General features: G+C 59.2%; 21 protein-coding genes. 6 read left to right on the forward strand and 15 right to left on the reverse strand.

Features of this window, described 5'->3' with window-relative positions:
- The coding region (locus ACK59X_RS24895) for a hypothetical protein (RefSeq protein ID WP_409961076.1) at positions 1-196 on the reverse strand (196 nt) is incomplete at its 3' end.
- Between ACK59X_RS24895 and ACK59X_RS24900 the strand changes: the two genes are divergently transcribed.
- The 6 genes from ACK59X_RS24900 (at position 146) to ACK59X_RS24925 (ending at position 7,568) form a co-directional block, all read left to right on the forward strand.
- Positions 146-619, forward strand: coding sequence for a hypothetical protein (locus ACK59X_RS24900; RefSeq protein ID WP_409961074.1), 474 nt, complete (start codon positions 146-148; stop codon positions 617-619). The genes ACK59X_RS24895 and ACK59X_RS24900 overlap by 51 nt on opposite strands.
- Complete coding sequence (locus ACK59X_RS24905; RefSeq protein WP_409961042.1) at positions 616-1,947, forward strand: type II toxin-antitoxin system HipA family toxin; 1,332 nt, start codon at positions 616-618, stop codon at positions 1,945-1,947. The genes ACK59X_RS24900 and ACK59X_RS24905 overlap by 4 nt, the downstream gene beginning before the upstream one ends.
- A gap of 155 nt (positions 1,948-2,102) precedes the next feature.
- Entirely contained in the window at positions 2,103-2,246 is a 144-nt protein-coding gene (locus ACK59X_RS24910) for a hypothetical protein (RefSeq protein ID WP_409961044.1), read from the forward strand.
- A 1,007-nt stretch (positions 2,247-3,253) separates the two neighbouring features.
- Positions 3,254-5,605, forward strand: coding sequence for a hypothetical protein (locus ACK59X_RS24915; RefSeq protein ID WP_409961046.1), 2,352 nt, complete (start codon positions 3,254-3,256; stop codon positions 5,603-5,605).
- Positions 5,606-5,622: 17 nt separating this feature from the next.
- The gene (locus ACK59X_RS24920; protein WP_409961048.1) at positions 5,623-6,555 is read left to right on the forward strand and encodes a hypothetical protein; all 933 of its coding nucleotides are present in this window, start codon (positions 5,623-5,625) and stop codon (positions 6,553-6,555) included.
- A 317-nt stretch (positions 6,556-6,872) separates the two neighbouring features.
- Complete coding sequence (locus tag ACK59X_RS24925; RefSeq protein ID WP_409961050.1) at positions 6,873-7,568, forward strand: ERCC4 domain-containing protein; 696 nt, start codon at positions 6,873-6,875, stop codon at positions 7,566-7,568.
- A gap of 277 nt (positions 7,569-7,845) precedes the next feature.
- Here the strand turns inward: ACK59X_RS24925 and ACK59X_RS24930 are convergent, their stop codons facing one another.
- The 14 genes from ACK59X_RS24930 to ACK59X_RS24995 form a co-directional block, all read right to left on the reverse strand.
- Positions 7,846-8,136 (reverse strand): hypothetical protein, encoded by a 291-nt coding sequence (locus tag ACK59X_RS24930; RefSeq protein ID WP_409961051.1) that lies wholly within the window; start codon positions 8,134-8,136, stop codon positions 7,846-7,848.
- A 94-nt stretch (positions 8,137-8,230) separates the two neighbouring features.
- Positions 8,231-8,482 carry a hypothetical protein gene (locus ACK59X_RS24935; RefSeq protein WP_409961053.1) on the reverse strand — a complete coding sequence of 84 codons (252 nt, stop codon included), beginning with the start codon at positions 8,480-8,482 and terminating at the stop codon, positions 8,231-8,233.
- A 507-nt stretch (positions 8,483-8,989) separates the two neighbouring features.
- Positions 8,990-9,202 (reverse strand): hypothetical protein, encoded by a 213-nt coding sequence (locus tag ACK59X_RS24940; protein ID WP_409961055.1) that lies wholly within the window; start codon positions 9,200-9,202, stop codon positions 8,990-8,992.
- Complete coding sequence (locus ACK59X_RS24945) at positions 9,199-9,567, reverse strand: hypothetical protein (RefSeq protein WP_409961056.1); 369 nt, start codon at positions 9,565-9,567, stop codon at positions 9,199-9,201. The genes ACK59X_RS24940 and ACK59X_RS24945 overlap by 4 nt, the downstream gene beginning before the upstream one ends.
- Before the next feature lie 13 nt (positions 9,568-9,580).
- A complete protein-coding gene (locus ACK59X_RS24950) occupies positions 9,581-9,733 on the reverse strand; it encodes a hypothetical protein (protein WP_409961058.1) in 153 nt (50 codons plus the stop codon).
- Positions 9,734-9,868: 135 nt separating this feature from the next.
- Complete coding sequence (locus ACK59X_RS24955; protein ID WP_409961060.1) at positions 9,869-10,099, reverse strand: hypothetical protein; 231 nt, start codon at positions 10,097-10,099, stop codon at positions 9,869-9,871.
- Complete coding sequence (locus tag ACK59X_RS24960; protein WP_409961062.1) at positions 10,093-10,503, reverse strand: DUF6283 family protein; 411 nt, start codon at positions 10,501-10,503, stop codon at positions 10,093-10,095. Before ACK59X_RS24960 ends, ACK59X_RS24955 begins: the two co-directional genes overlap by 7 nt.
- Before the next feature lie 15 nt (positions 10,504-10,518).
- On the reverse strand, positions 10,519-10,746 hold the full coding sequence (locus ACK59X_RS24965) for a hypothetical protein (RefSeq protein WP_409961063.1): 228 nt from the start codon (positions 10,744-10,746) through the stop codon (positions 10,519-10,521).
- Between the two features lie 688 nt (positions 10,747-11,434).
- Positions 11,435-11,722, reverse strand: a complete 288-nt coding sequence (locus ACK59X_RS24970; RefSeq protein WP_409961065.1) for a hypothetical protein — start codon at positions 11,720-11,722, stop codon at positions 11,435-11,437.
- 216 nt (positions 11,723-11,938) lie between these two features.
- Positions 11,939-12,127 carry a hypothetical protein gene (locus ACK59X_RS24975; protein WP_409961067.1) on the reverse strand — a complete coding sequence of 63 codons (189 nt, stop codon included), beginning with the start codon at positions 12,125-12,127 and terminating at the stop codon, positions 11,939-11,941.
- Between the two features lie 448 nt (positions 12,128-12,575).
- Positions 12,576-12,800, reverse strand: coding sequence for a hypothetical protein (locus ACK59X_RS24980; RefSeq protein ID WP_409961069.1), 225 nt, complete (start codon positions 12,798-12,800; stop codon positions 12,576-12,578).
- Positions 12,801-13,193: 393 nt separating this feature from the next.
- The gene (locus tag ACK59X_RS24985; RefSeq protein WP_409961071.1) at positions 13,194-13,409 is read right to left on the reverse strand and encodes a hypothetical protein; all 216 of its coding nucleotides are present in this window, start codon (positions 13,407-13,409) and stop codon (positions 13,194-13,196) included.
- A 260-nt stretch (positions 13,410-13,669) separates the two neighbouring features.
- Complete coding sequence (locus ACK59X_RS24990; protein ID WP_409961072.1) at positions 13,670-13,975, reverse strand: hypothetical protein; 306 nt, start codon at positions 13,973-13,975, stop codon at positions 13,670-13,672.
- Between the two features lie 101 nt (positions 13,976-14,076).
- Positions 14,077-14,175: IS3 family transposase (locus ACK59X_RS24995; protein WP_366827632.1), on the reverse strand; the 99-nt coding region annotated here is incomplete at its 5' end.

Here is a 14,175-nt window from a genome sequence, read left to right on the forward strand (position 1 = left end):
GGTTTTCTATTGCCAAAGAAGCCCAAAAACGGTATAAAACTAACGTTCGTAACAAAAACATTGGTTTACCATCGTGAAATCGCTCCGAGAGTTTGCCGAAGAGATCTCCCTCCGCCAGAGAGAGCGCCAGCTGACAGCCACGGAGCTGGCGGAGAAGACGGGGCTCACTGACCAGTCTGTGAGGGCGATGCTTCATGGCAACGCAGCCCCCAGGTTGACCAACGCCATGGCAGTGGCCGACGCCCTGGGAATGGAATTCGTCTTGGTCCCAAAGGCCATGGCCGAAGGGATGCGCTCGTCGTCAGAAGATCGCTCGCCGCGAACAGTCGTCAGCGATGTGGAACGGAGGCTGGGAACACTTCCTCCGGGAATTCAAGGGAACGGCACACCTCTCGGCAAGTTGCCGGCAGGCATTCGCAGCAACGCAACTCTTGCGATGGGGAAACTGCCGGAAGGCCTCCAAAGCAGCGCCGCCGTAAGAATGGGGCGGCTACCAGACGGGATACAGAGCGAAGCGGAACGTCGACTTGCGACCATACCCGGTGAGCTCGATCGCGAGGAGCTTCCCGCCTTGTCGCGTGGCGGCCAAAGGTCCAGAAAATCTGGAGGCAGGCCATGAGGTATCGCGCCCTTTCCGTGTACCTTGGCCAACAGCTGCAACGTGTGGGACTGCTTTTTCAGTACGGAGCGGGTCGCTCAGCAATCACCCGGCTCGTGCCTGACAACGCCTATTGGATGTCGGACACTGCTCCAGTTCTCTCTCAGCTCGGCCTCGTCGCAGACAGGCAGACCAGAGCAGCCTTTCTGGCCGAGTACGCAACACAGCCATTCTTTAATGGAGAAGGTGAAGCGCTGCCATCGTTCTTCCAAAACCTTCTTCCAGAAGGCCCTTTGCGACGCCACCTCGAAGAGCTGGCCGAACTGGACAAGGATGATCACTTCGGCCTTCTCAGCGTCTGCGGCACGGACCTTCCAGGCGCGGTGTATGTGAGCCCTGCACCGCTGGACAGCCAAAGCATCGCGGACGTTGTTACGCAGAACAATGACGCCCTGGAAATGAGCGTAGTTCCTGTCCCAGTGCCAGAGGCCACGTCGCTGTCTGGTGTTCAGCCCAAGCTCTCCCTCGTGCAGTCCGGGGGGCGGTATGTGGCCAGGACAAAGGATGCCCAGGGCGTGCACATCATCGCCAAGCTCCCGACCGTCGACTACCCCCTGCTGCCTCAGGTAGAGGAGTTGTCGATGCGTATGGCTGCTGCCGTGGGAGTGAACGTGGCCCACGTGGAATTGGCGCCGCTTGAGAGCATCGATGTCGAACAGCCGTTCATCCTTGGCGAAGGGAAATTGTTCCTTGCTGTGAAACGCTTCGACCGGGGCGGGGGCTCGCATATCCACTGCGAAGACTTCGCACAGGTCCTGGGAGCCGCCCCAGACCAAAAGTACACCCACGCCTTCGCGACATACGCCACCATGATGAAGGTGCTCGTCGACATCCCCGCACTGGGGGCAGACGCGGCCTACGAGGTCCTGCGGCGCATCGTCGTCAATGACCTGCTGGGCAACTACGACGGTCACCTGAAGAATAGCGGGCTGCTTTACCCTGACGGCCGAACGCCAGTGCTTTCACCGGCATATGACATCGTGGCCTATGCGGCCTATCTCAGTGGCAGAGGACATGCTTTGCGGTTCACACCTGAGAGCCCCAAGCACGAAAGGATCTCGCCAAGCGTGATTCGCCGGCTGTGCAATGCCGTGCCAGGTCTCATGGAGCCGAAGGCACAGCAAATCGTACGGCAGACCGTGCGAGATGCCTACGAAGCTTGGCCCGATATGATCGACGCCTCTTCGCTGCTTGGCACCCAGAAGCAACGGCTGCTTGCTCACTTCGAGTCGACGCCTGCAATCGCTTCTCTCATAAAGCGGGCCGCGCCCCAAACATCTGCCCAATAACGTGAGCCCCACTGGGCTTGGCTATCCGTTTGTAGTCGAGGCCAGAAGTGTTTCGTTTCGACGGCAACAAGTGGAGCCAGATCTTCGACGGACCGCTTATTCAGCGTGCAGTGCCAGCGGCATCCTATCACCCACTCGTCCATGAAGTTCGCTAGTTGATCTCAGAACTGCGCGCCGCTGAGTTCGAGTGCGGTTTGCTGGACAACGATCCCGATCTCACAGGCCGCAACAGCGGTATTCCGGACTCGCTTGGCACCAAACTGGCCAGCAAGCTGGGGCGACGCCTATTAAACGCCTAGCCGTTGGAATCCAATTCGACACGCGCCGCGTTAACGCTGTCGGAGCATCCTCGCCATGCCCGGATTATCTGCGCGCGGATGGAATAATCGTAATTCTTGGGAGTCGTCTGAAAAAAATTGGCTTGCGAAGGCACTCACGCTCGCGCCACTTTGCGGGCGATCAAGCCTTGGTCTGGCGAGGTCCCCAACCCAAGGGCATGCGATTGCGCTGTGGTGGCGAGATGCGACAAAAGTAGCTTCATTTCGCCTGCGCTTGGCCGGTTGTCGCGTTCTATCATCCCTGCGAAGGTCAAGGGGCATAACCTTGACCACAGGGTTTGGCATCAAGGCATGATATCAGGGCTGCGACAATGAAAAATTTCATGGCATTCGTATGGCGGATTTTGGCGACTACGCTATTTTTTGCAGCTGCGGGAGCGCATGCACAACAGTATGCGGTTATAAATCAAACCTCGTATTCGTTGAGTATCACGAACTATTCAACTGGGGTGGTGGATTTTATCGTCGGTCCATATGGAAACAAGATATGGGAAGGCGGCGGGCAAGTGTATGCCATTTCGGCGCCAGGCTCGATTTACGGAGGCTCGACTGCCGCGGAGGCTAAACAGTGCAATAGTTTCTCCACTACCATTAGTCCCTCGTTCAACCCAAGATATATCGTCAGCGCGGACCAGTGCCAGCCCAAGGGCCCAGCCACTCCGTCCTATATATCTGCCTCGGATGGTGATTATCCTGGGGAGATTTACGTCACGTGGGGAAGCGTGTCGGATGCGACTTCGTACACCTTGTCGTATCGCCCCCAAGGCGGATCCTGGTCGCAAACCACGGTTTACAGCCCCAGCTACTCGCACTACACGCAAAGCACGGGTTACTTCGAGTTCATGGTGTCCGCCTCGAATGGGAACGGCACGTCGGCATCCACTGGGACTGATACGGGCTTTGCGGCTCCTTCAACCTGTGCCGCCGGGACCGTCCGTTGGGGCGGCGGGAATTTCTGCTCTGCATCCGTGCCCACCACACAGCCGGGCGGCAGCGTCTCGGTGACCAATGCCTCCACTGGCGCGGTAGGTTCGGGTACGGCCTACTGCTCCGGCGGCAATTGGTCGGTGAGCGCGCCTTGCACGGCGAACATGGCTGCACCAACTGCCATCGCCGCGACGCAAGGCACCATCGCCGGCGGCATTCAAGTCACCTGGGGCTCCGTGGCTGGCGCTTCGAGCTACCAGCTTTCCTATCGCAAGCAAGGAACGCCATCGTGGAGCGTCGTGAACGGCGTTTCATCCGGCTACCAGCTCTCGACCATGGATGAGTCGGTGTTTGAGTTCATGGTCACTGCCACCAACGGCGCAGGTTCCGGCACCCAAAGCTCAGTGGTCACCGGCTATGTGCGCCCGCAGATCATGCCGCTCTTTGTCTCGCAGGACATTCCAGCCAACGTGAAGGCTGGCACCGCATTCACTGGCACCCAGGTGTGGAACAACATCGGCGCAACCACCTGGACGACAGGTGGGGCCTTCTATTTGGGAGCCGCAACCGGCTCGGGTGATTTCGGCGCCGCGCCTGGTTTGTTCCCAAGCGCGATCGCTCAATCCCAGACGGGTACCTCGACGCTGTCGCTGCAGGCCCCCGCGACGCCTGGCACGTATTCATTCTCGCGGCAATTCTTCAAGACGGCAGTTCCCTACGGAGCCCCTTCGACGCCAGTCCAGGTGAGGGTATGGGGCGACCCGACTTGCACTGGCCTGGTCGTTAGCCATCCCATCATCTACGACATCAACGGTGTGGTCTCCGTGACCTTTACTGCCAACGACCAAACCGCAACTTCGACAGCAACGGTGTGGAGCGATGTCAATGGCACTGATGACCAGAAGACCTATGCGCCTGCCTCGGCCATGGGCAAGCTCAAGTTCGATGTGCCCCTGAATGCGCATACCGGGTTTGGTATCTACCACGTCAAGGTGGACGTGTCGAATCCTGTCGCGAGCTCGTCTTGCGAAGTGCAGTTTGACCATCGCGCGATCGCTCCTCCAGACGTTCAGTTGCTCACGGCGCTTGTTGGTGAGTCTGCCGGCGCCGAGGGTCGCGGATTCGTTGTTGGCCAGGCGAGTAGCAACCCGTTCGTGCAGGCGACGATTGGGCGCACGGATGGGCTGGCGCTGATGATCGAGCTTCTGTCGCCCCAGGGCGAAATCGCTTCGTCGGCGACGCTTGGCGCTGGCACTGCCTCTGCCAGCCTTCCAAGCCCCCGCTGGGAAGGGGCTGCGTGGGAGGTCGCCACGTTCAAGCTGCGCGTGCGCTACAGCGGCGCTGATGCAGCGTCGCAGAGCCAGGTGGTTGAGCAAAACCTGCCCCTGGTTCTGAGCCCTGCAGGCAACCGGGTGCTGCTGACGTTCGCGCCCGGCCATCCGCTGGTTGCGACTACCACGATGGCTTTGCAGTCGCAGCCTTACGACATCACGAAGCAGGGCGCTTGGACTTCCAAGGTGGGAGTCCAGGGCGGAGCCGACCTGGACTTGCTTCAAGCCATGCCAGCCGGTGTACGAACCCATGCACTTTCCTACGATGCGCTCTATGGCCAAACGCTGCTGGCGACAGCGCGGGCGGAACCTCCCTCCACTGTGACGCTTGTGAGCCCCTTGGAAGTCACGAGTGCGGTGAAGGTGCCAGTGCTCCCTGTTCGAGGCTTGGCGGCCACGGATGGCACGTTGGAGGACATTGTTCGGGTGACTTGGGAAGTCCCTGCCCAGGGTGGAACGGGCTTCACCTACGAACTGTTCCGCGATGACGTGCAGATCGAATCGGGCAAGTCGCTGCTGGCCTTTGATGACACACCGCCGACACGGGGCAAAGAGTACCGCTATCGAGTGGTAGCTATCCACACAGCAGTTCGCGACACGGCCGACGTTTCGGACACCGGCTTCGTGCCCGCATGCCGTGCTCCGCGCCTTGTGGGTGCCTCGGTGAATGCTGACATGTCGCGCATCAATGGGTTGCTGGAGCGCTGGACCTGTCTCGTGGGCTCGACCGCGACGGGCTCGCTCGACGGCGGCTCGGATGTCCCTGTCAGCATCGATGGCGCTGCGGACTACCGCAGTTTTACATTTCCCCTGGCTTCTTCCGTTCCTGATGGTCCCCATCTGCTGAAGCTTCGCCTGGTATCCGATGGCGTTGCACTGAATGCGGATCGGACGTTCGACATCCCATTCACGCTCAACCGCGCGTCGATTTCCGTGAAGAGCCTATCGATCACCTACAACGGGGCTCCCGCAGTCCCTGGGCAGGAGGCAAACTCGATCGGCCGATTTGGTATCAAGATGGATGGCGGCTCTGGCATCGGCTTCGCCGAAGAGCTCAAGTAAGTAAACGGGGCATTCGCTTGGGCTACCAGCACCTCAACCGCCACGCGGAGGCTATCGCCCGTGCAGAACGGCGCTTGGCCAATGCGGTCGACCACGTGCGCGAAGCCGAGGTTCGGGGCGAGCGAGGTTGGCGGGCCTGGTTGGGCTGGCCGTTCAGCAGAGCTCGCGCCGATGATGAGATGCGAGTCGCAAAGGAACTCCTAAGGGAAGCCCGCGCCAGCGCCTCGTTGGCTGCACGATCATGGGTTGCGGAGAAAGCCAGAGAGTTGCTTCTCAGGGATGCGGTGGCGCGGTCGCAACACGCAGCAGCAGTGGAATCCCATGCTGATTGCGTGCGCATCACGCACAGGGCTCGCCGCTGGGAAACGCTGGCTCGCCAGGCTGATGTTGCAGTCCATATGGCTATGCACGCCCTGGACAAGGCTCCAGACACAGGTCTTCTAGCCTTGGCGCGGGACGGAATGCTCGGTGCTGCAGGAGCGTCCGAGGCCCAACTCGCCGCGTGGAACGCTGTCCGCCAAGCTGAGAAGGCGATGATGACGCTCGCACTTGCATTGGGAGTAGCGCGGCCCGCGATGGACACAGAATTCGATACGCCGAATTGGTCTGTGACGGGAGCCCTTGAAACACTGATGGCTCCCACCTTCGACTATCTGCCACTCTTGAGCTTGAACTCATCCGGTGACCTGACGACGAGTTGCCATGAAGCACGGGCGAGAATCGTCCCCGTGATTCAGCGTCTAACCGAAGTGGTCGCGGAGAACTCCGACCGAGAACAGTGGACTGCAGCGCAGATCAAGAGGTTGGAGCGCCCCTTCAGGGAGCGGGCGGAGAAACTTCTGCCCCGTGGGCTCCAGGGGCCTCAGGAACGAAACTACCTTGGCGGAGTTGCAGATCTGGGGTGCGATGTGAAGCCGGTAACCCACGATTCGCTGGCTAGGGCAACGTAGCTACGGACCCCGTCTGGCTACGTAGCCGTCGCGCTCCGCGGCTTGGTTTGGAGTGGAGGCAGGCAGTTGTATCGAGCGCAAGAACTTCTAGCGACATCGACAAGTTTTCGATACGATGACCAGGTCGGCTGTGCCGACATCCCTCCCTTCGCAGTAATGCGTTGCCCGCCTAGTGCGGGCTTTTTTTCTTGCGCAAGTGCCTCCTCTGGTTGCCTGACGGTCCCTGGATCTGTAAGCCGACCGGGGAAGGGTGCCCGAGTCTCTTCGAATCAAGTCCCTTCTTCTTCGCAATGGGATAACCAACGTAAAGGAAGACCATGCCCCACATCATCATCGACAGCCGCGAGAGCCGTTCCCCGGTCTTTGCCGAACTGCACAGAACATCAGGGATCACGGTCGAAGTGCAAGAGCTCCCGTGTGCCGACTACTTGCCTCACGAGCACTATGGAGTCGAGCGCAAGGACGCGACTGACTTTGTGCTTTCCATCATGGACAAGCGGCTCTTCGCCCAGGTCCTGCGTCTCAAAGACCAATACACCCATGTCGCCTTCATCATCGAGGGCAATCCTTACAGCACGAGGTCGGCGATAGCGCCGGAGGCCATCCGCGGCGCCGTCTCGTATCTCATGGCCATTGCGGGGGTGTCGGTGATCATGGTTCCCAATGCGAGCGAGACAGCTGCACTGCTCGTCACGCTCGCGCGCCATCTTCAGGAAGGCCTGGGCTACGAGATCGCCTTGCGTTCGAACAAGCCGAAGGATCTTTCGGACCTGTCCCAGTACCTGGTGGAAGGATGCCCTGGAGTCGGCCCATCTGGCGCGAAAGCGCTACTTGCCCGCTTCGGTAGCGCCCACGCGGTGTTCAACGCTTCGGTAGCTGAGTTGTGCACCACACCAGGCGTAGGAAAGAAGACGGCCGAGCGGATACACCTCGCGCTTCGGGTTGGCGGCGCGGTGCCGGCGGACGCATCGGCGGTTGCATCCGGCATGCCAGCCGCGTCGGAAGGGATTTGAAGGCCCACGGTCACAAGGCTGGCCGCGGAGGCAAACGTTCAGCTGGGCCGTGCTGCTCGGAATCCGTGCCGCTCAAACAAATCGTGCCTGTACTGATCGAAGTCGATCCAGACCCCATTCGCATCGCGCAGCACCCAACGCTGGGCAATCGGATTGCCGTTGGGCGTCGAGCCGGTTTCGCGCCGAGCGGTAGACCCATCAGATCCCAGGTACACCTCCGTTGCGATCTCGCGGATCACTGCGGACGCATGTATTGGACTGTTGATTGGTTGGCCTGTCACAGGCCGCCCGAGACGACAGATCGCCCTGTGAAGATGCATTCAAGCTTCTCGTTGATGTAGGCCACCTGATGTTGACTCAGCGGCAGTTGCTGCCCCGTATGCGTGCTGCAAGCCGTGAAATCAATCCCGGCGGCGGCGGCCCCGCGGCATGCGGTGATGTATTCGTTCAGAACGCCCGCAAACTCGATGAAGGGGTGGTTACCTATCCTCACTGCGCGGGCGTAAAAGGAATCGGCCGCTGCTTGCATATCACGGATGATCTCTTGAGGGTCTGGGTGGTCACTCATGGATCTTTCCTTCTGGCTGGGCGCTCAATGCAATGCAGTGTAGGGCGCCAAGGCACGAAGCCTTGGGCATCCGCCTATTGGCAATCCGCACAGTCTATTCGGAAGCGCCAAAGCGGGAGAGCTGGACACGCAGTGCGTCCGTGACAACCGCTTTCTGCGCGGGGGTCATTTCAGCGATGATGGCGTCGGGCACCTTGAGGACGGCGCCGACGCAAAGCGACAACAAGCGCAAGGCCTCCTGCACGCGCGAAGGCTCTTCGAGCGACGCGATCTCGGCCATGATCTCATCGAGGCTGACCTCTACGTCTACTTCCTGGGTGGTCTCGATAGTTTTGCGGATTCTCATCGTCTGACTCCCTCAGCTACCCTGCCAGAGTAGCCCATTTGGCCTGTGGGAAACTGCGGGGTGTGGCATGGTGGCCTCCCTTCTGATCGGTGTTCGATGAACCTTCGCTCAAAGCTCATAGATCAGGTAGTCGAACTCGGAAATCTTGATAAGGCGGACCAGCTTGCCCCGTTGCCGCTTCGCTGAAGCCTCGGAGAGGGCCACAGCTTTTGCGTTCAAGCCTGTTGTCCTCCCGCCCAGAAGGTACACCCGCCCGTTGATCGTCCTTTGACCTCGTTTCATTGGTTCCCCGATCCCTAGTTCAACCCGCTGCACGGGCCCTGCGCACAGACCTCTGAATAATTCCCAAGCCCAACAGGCATCGCGCAGGGTGAAAGAACTGCCAGACCGTCTACTGAGCGCATGGCACGCCATCGGCTTCCATTCCCCCGCATGCGGGCGATAGATCCATGCCCGGAGCTGTCCTGTGAGTCGACTTTCGTTGATTCCATGGAGGGGCTTTGGCTGCTAGTCGTCGGTGGGGAAATCTATGTTCTGTATGGTCACGTAGATGTCGTGCGCCGTGACGAGATTCAATCGCCAGAACTCCTTTGGCGTGAGATTGCCCGCATCGAGCTCCTCAATTCCTACCGGTGGCAGGCCTGAGACCGCTTCCATGGCATGGCAGGCAGAGTTCTGCGCGGCGTTCAGCCTGGCACTGTAGATTTTGGGCTGCTTCATGCGAACTGAGGATTGCGCTCGGCAAATTGTCGGTCCAGGCGCTGGCGAAACGTCTCTGGCCCTTCTGCCAACAGTTGCCATTGGGTGTCCAATTCCCCTCGGCGGGCCATGCCGCTCCAATGTTCCCATTGATTCAACGGCTCCTCGCGGCGAAGGCTAGCGCTTGGCGTGAGCAGCACGTGCGAGGTCTCTATGCCGAAGATCTCGGTAGCGTCCACGATGCCCTCGTAGTCGGCGATACGGGCGAAAGCCGCCTGCAGGTCTTCGCCTTCAACAAGAAAGTTGTCGACTCGCACTCGCGGCAGCTCGTGACCTTGAACGTCCACAGGGTGGGCGACGACGAACTTGAAGATGCTCCGCTTCATGCGCACATCCCTTTCAGTAGTTGCCGGCGATCAGTCGAGCTGCGAGCCGCTGGGCGCATTCAAAGTGCCGCTGGCGCGCCGCCTTGTCCCGCACCTGGTCGATAAACAGCCAGTCTCGGGCTAGTGCGCGCTGCTGGGTTGATAGTTGGTATGCCAGTTCGCTCACGGTGGTATCCCTCTTCACAGATGCGGTTGCTGCGGCCTCTGTCCGACAACTTGCTTGCGACGCGATGTCGCCTACAAGGGCCAGCCCGAGAAGTCCATGGGGATACATTCTACCGTTTATATAAACGGTGACAAGTCAGGACTCGGCAGAGGCCGCAGCCTCCAAAACTGCCCTGATGACCGCGCTGCGCTGAGTGCGGTCGCCACCATAGCGTTTGGCCACGAGTAGCTGCAGAGCTTCGTTACTGGGCCCATCGAAGTCGATCACAACCCGTTTGCCGCCAGCCGTTTTGATCTTCTCCAGGTGGGTCTGGGCACGCGCAGTGCGGGTCACGTCGCCTACCGGGGACTTCTTTTTCTTCACCATGGATCGCTCTCAGTTTGTTGCGCTTCATCGCTGCCTACAGTCGGCTGAAGTTTTCCGGCGCGAGATCGCTTGTTCGGCCGCACTCGCATGTCACGCGGTTGAATCTTGAGATCCTGAGGCTCAATCACGAGCGCGGCACTGGCGGCAATGTCGTCCCTCGAAATGACCCCGAACTCCAACCCCAAGCGCGCAACCAGTGGTAGGTGGCCCAATTTGGCCATGACGCCCACGGCACCGGCGCAGGTCATCCTCTCCAGATCAAGCGTCTTGTGGCAAATGAACGTCTTGTGGTCGTCCGCCAATAGACCATTGACGATGTCATCCAGCCTTTCAGGGTGTAGCTGAACGGCTCCGCCATCACTGCGAAAAGGGCAGTTGGCACACGGGCGCTTTGTGATCGGCATAAGACAGCTCGCGGCTTAGTCGAAGTCGCGCGCCCTCAGGCGCATTGCCACTACATTGGTCCAGATCGTCTTGCAGTGCTGGCAGGTGATCCTCTGGCCACGCGGAGGCTGAATATGGCCTGTGTACCCGATGGAAGGGTCGTCGGGATCAATGTTGCAGAGCGTGGCATAGTCCGTTAATCCTGCTGATGGGGCATGCCAGGTTGCTTCACCGTCGATCATGATTCCAATGGCTTTGCTCATGCTCTTTCCTTGATGCCACTTTTTGCGCCTCAACCAGGGCGATCTATGGCGTAATCTTTTGGCTCACACTCGCGTGTAGCGCGTTTCTTGGCCATCGCCTCTTGCCATTCGGCGCAAGCACGCTTGTGGCTCGACCACCCGCCGTTGCCGCGGCAGACCTTCCCGCACAAGCAGGTGTGGGTGCGCTGGGCATGTGTCATGCTGCTTTTCCGCCTTCCGTCAGATGTGTACGCTCCCATGGGACTTCCTTCAAAGTTTGAGACGCTCAGCCAGGCGAAGACAGCGGTCACCGCGTAGCCCCATCGGGGGCACCCCCAGGTCTTTGCACTGGGCGACCGCGATGTCGCAGATCTCCCGCTGCCTCTTCAGCGCTGACTTTGGGGTGCTCTTGACCATGGCCATGTCTTCTAGTGAGGCCAACTGGCTTTCTGTCAGCCAAGCCAAGACCACTGCGAGTTGACGTGCAGCGGTCTCTGGAACACGGTCCCGGAAAATAGAGTTTGGAGCGTGGTCCATAGCGTGGTTCCTTGAACATTTTGATGTTGCGGGCGAAGTCCACAATTCGCATCTCTAGCGTGTTGGCTAGAGTACTGGTGTCGTGTTGCAGAGACGCTTGTTGGTCTGCAGCCAGCGAGCGGAAACAGCCAGAGCATCCACGATCGGAAGCAAATTTCAGTTCGTCATGAGATCACGCACCGGCGCGCTTCAAGAGAAAAGATAGGAGCGGCTCTCGACTTGCGGAATCGAACAGATCAAAGCTATCAAGCACCGCGCGCACCCCATCGATGTTGTCGATCGCAAGCTTGATGTCGCGTACTGGGATTTGTGCGCTGCCGCCCCCCTCAAGCACCTCCGCTGCGATCATTCGCCCGATGCTCCCGCAAGGATTTTTCATCGGACTTTCGCTGCCGGCGAGTCTTGGAAGATCGGCGCTTTCGCGAGCAACGACGAGCACCATTCGATCAGAGATGTTCATACGGATCTCCTCGGCGTCTATTTCAGTTTCTGATCCACGCAATGCCTAGCCGTGGCATGCCGGAGCGACACTGCTCGGCCTATGTGTCCTGAGCGGCGCTGTCGGCACTGTCATTGCTGACGCGATCTCCCGCCAGGTAGGGTGCAATTGTAGCGTTTATATAAACTCTGCGCTGAAAGCTCGCAACCATGTTCCTTCTATATCAACGGGAGGCGTCTAGTGACCGATCTGGCTGGTCAACTCACGGTGTGCTGAAGCGATGGAGCACGCAACGGAGAACGACGGAAACTGATGTTGAATCTGCACCGCCACTGCGCGTGGAACGTCGAAACTCAGCATCAGATTCTTTGCAGTCCAGCGGAACTGCATCATCGTCGAGTACCAGTTCGGTGTTTCCACTTTCATCCCTTCTGCGAAATTTGCGCAATGGCTGATCGTTTAGCATTCGGCGACGCTCGACGTGTAGAGTTGTGTCGCGCGAGAGGCGGGCGTCTCTAGTCCGATTCAACACCGAGTTCACGAAGTACCTCTCCGATGCGCACGTATGTCGACGCATAGTTCAGAGAATTGATTCGGGAACCAGCAGCGTCGCGTAGCTGCATTTTTGCTTCAAGAAGCAAAGCGGTCAGTTGTGCCGCGCGCTCTGGAGTGAGGGTGGTGGGAATACTTATTTCGTCCATGGTCGGAGAAGTTCTCGTTTGAGTGATTTCGGGGCAGATTAAAACTCCATGTCGCTGGCATAAGACCTTCAGCGACAGCCAAGGCCTGCGCTCGCTCGCGCTGAACTATTGTCAAAACCGACAACGGAGTTTCATCGGCTGCTTGGAGCGTGCGGCGAATGGGCTCAGCGGGGTTAGGGATGCTTCACGACCACGGTGGTCTGCCGGGCATTCGGAATTGCTGCTTGGAGCCCCAGCAACTCGTACTTGGCCTGAAATGCGTGTGCATTTGTGGTGTCGGAAAACTCGTAGGCAAGCAGACGCTCTGGATGGGACTCAACGGAGCAATGCAAAAAACCCGGCTCGTTCTGAAGAGACTGATTCGCGAGGTCGACCAATTTGTTCAGGTCTATGTTCATGCTTTTTCCTTGATCAAGTTACGTATCGAGCACCCATGCGGGCCATTTCACGTCGGGCCAGGTTATCCAAGGCTCGTCGCCTCCGAGCTGCTTGAAGGCCTCATAGCCTATCGTCCATGGGTCTCGACATGCGGGAACAGCTGCACCACCATCAGGAAGGCAAGAAATTGAGGGCCTTCGATGGGACCGGGGTGGCACCACGAGAGACCTCGCAAGTCGCGAGAGAATTCGCCACATGCTTCAGCAAGCTCCTCGCTAGGCGATGCCTTGAGCTGCGGGAAGACCTCGCGAAGACGTTGAGCGTCTGCTCGCATGTCCTCGGCGAAGTAGCCATGTGCGAAGGGCGCCAAACGGCCAGGCGCGGTGAAGCTGAACGACTGGGACATTTTCCCCTCACGACTTCATGAACCAGTAGGGAACGACCAAAGCTGGCAGGCCGTTGTACTCAATGAGCACCGACTCCTGTTTGGCGCGTGCAATGATCCCCTGCAAGCGCTGGACCTCAGCCACAAGCGTTGCCGCAACGATCCGAGACTGTTCCGGCGATGGACGTACTCCGGGATTGAGCGCCCATGACTGCGCGCGTTCAACAGCCTCATGGGCGGACATGACTTCTCCCTCTGTGCTCATTGCTGCCCTTCAGGTTGCAGCCGCCAGGCCGGGGCGAGCAACATCTTTGCGAGCGATATCCGCCCGAACGTGGGTCGCAGCACAACCACCGCAGACCGGGGTGTTGGATGCCCTGTGCCATGTGCTGGTAGGTTGGTCGCAAAAGTGGCAGTGCTCCTGCACTCGATGGAGCCCCAATCCCCACAACTTCAATTCGTCGACCTCTTCAGGCTCAACTTCGATGGCCATGTTGCCTTCCTTCACTTCGCATCAAGCGCGGCCTTCAGCACCGCTTCAATCTGGTTGTGCATCTTCAGATACTCGCTCTCGCCGTGGGCGGACTTTGGCAGTAGGCCTTGAGAAACGGCTTCTCTGACAGCCGCATGCACCATTCTTTGGCTGGGTTCACTGGCGCCGCTCTCTTTCCCAAGCCTGTACTCGCAGTCCAACGAGTGACCCTCCAAGCGCCCATTGATCTCCGGGGCAGCTAGTTTGCAGTGAATGCAGCGGTAGTAGGGGTTCCCCCCGCCGATCGGCTCGCGCTCGTAGTCATCGTGATAGGCCAATTTGGCTTCCTTTCAAATTTGCACAACGCACAGGCCAAGGGCCGCAGCGTGAGCTTGCGCACTGACCTTGCCCCTGTTTCGTGTAGTTCTTAACCCACGATTCACGCGGCCTTTTTGCGCTGTGCCTCGTACCAGCGTTGTTCGTACTGCATCGGGCTGAGGTAGCCCAGCGAGGAATGCAGCCTGCGGTGATTGTAGAA

The organism is Acidovorax sp. (assembly GCF_046339755.1).
Lineage (GTDB): Bacteria > Pseudomonadota > Gammaproteobacteria > Burkholderiales > Burkholderiaceae_C > Acidovorax.

Excerpts from the sequence above, each read along its gene's own strand:
- ACK59X_RS24905 (WP_409961042.1), top strand. The coding sequence starts at position 616 with ATGAGGTATCGCGCCCTTTCCGTGTACCTTGGCCAACAGCTGCAACGT.
- ACK59X_RS24925 (WP_409961050.1), top strand. The coding sequence starts at position 6,873 with ATGCCCCACATCATCATCGACAGCCGCGAGAGCCGTTCCCCGGTCTTT.
- ACK59X_RS24930 (WP_409961051.1), bottom strand. The coding sequence starts at position 8,136 with ATGAGTGACCACCCAGACCCTCAAGAGATCATCCGTGATATGCAAGCA.
- ACK59X_RS24935 (WP_409961053.1), bottom strand. The coding sequence starts at position 8,482 with ATGAGAATCCGCAAAACTATCGAGACCACCCAGGAAGTAGACGTAGAG.
- ACK59X_RS24940 (WP_409961055.1), bottom strand. The coding sequence starts at position 9,202 with ATGAAGCAGCCCAAAATCTACAGTGCCAGGCTGAACGCCGCGCAGAAC.
- ACK59X_RS24945 (WP_409961056.1), bottom strand. The coding sequence starts at position 9,567 with ATGAAGCGGAGCATCTTCAAGTTCGTCGTCGCCCACCCTGTGGACGTT.
- ACK59X_RS24955 (WP_409961060.1), bottom strand. The coding sequence starts at position 10,099 with ATGGTGAAGAAAAAGAAGTCCCCGGTAGGCGACGTGACCCGCACTGCG.
- ACK59X_RS24960 (WP_409961062.1), bottom strand. The coding sequence starts at position 10,503 with ATGCCGATCACAAAGCGCCCGTGTGCCAACTGCCCTTTTCGCAGTGAT.
- ACK59X_RS24965 (WP_409961063.1), bottom strand. The coding sequence starts at position 10,746 with ATGAGCAAAGCCATTGGAATCATGATCGACGGTGAAGCAACCTGGCAT.
- ACK59X_RS24970 (WP_409961065.1), bottom strand. The coding sequence starts at position 11,722 with ATGAACATCTCTGATCGAATGGTGCTCGTCGTTGCTCGCGAAAGCGCC.
- ACK59X_RS24975 (WP_409961067.1), bottom strand. The coding sequence starts at position 12,127 with ATGAAAGTGGAAACACCGAACTGGTACTCGACGATGATGCAGTTCCGC.
- ACK59X_RS24980 (WP_409961069.1), bottom strand. The coding sequence starts at position 12,800 with ATGAACATAGACCTGAACAAATTGGTCGACCTCGCGAATCAGTCTCTT.
- ACK59X_RS24985 (WP_409961071.1), bottom strand. The coding sequence starts at position 13,409 with ATGTCCGCCCATGAGGCTGTTGAACGCGCGCAGTCATGGGCGCTCAAT.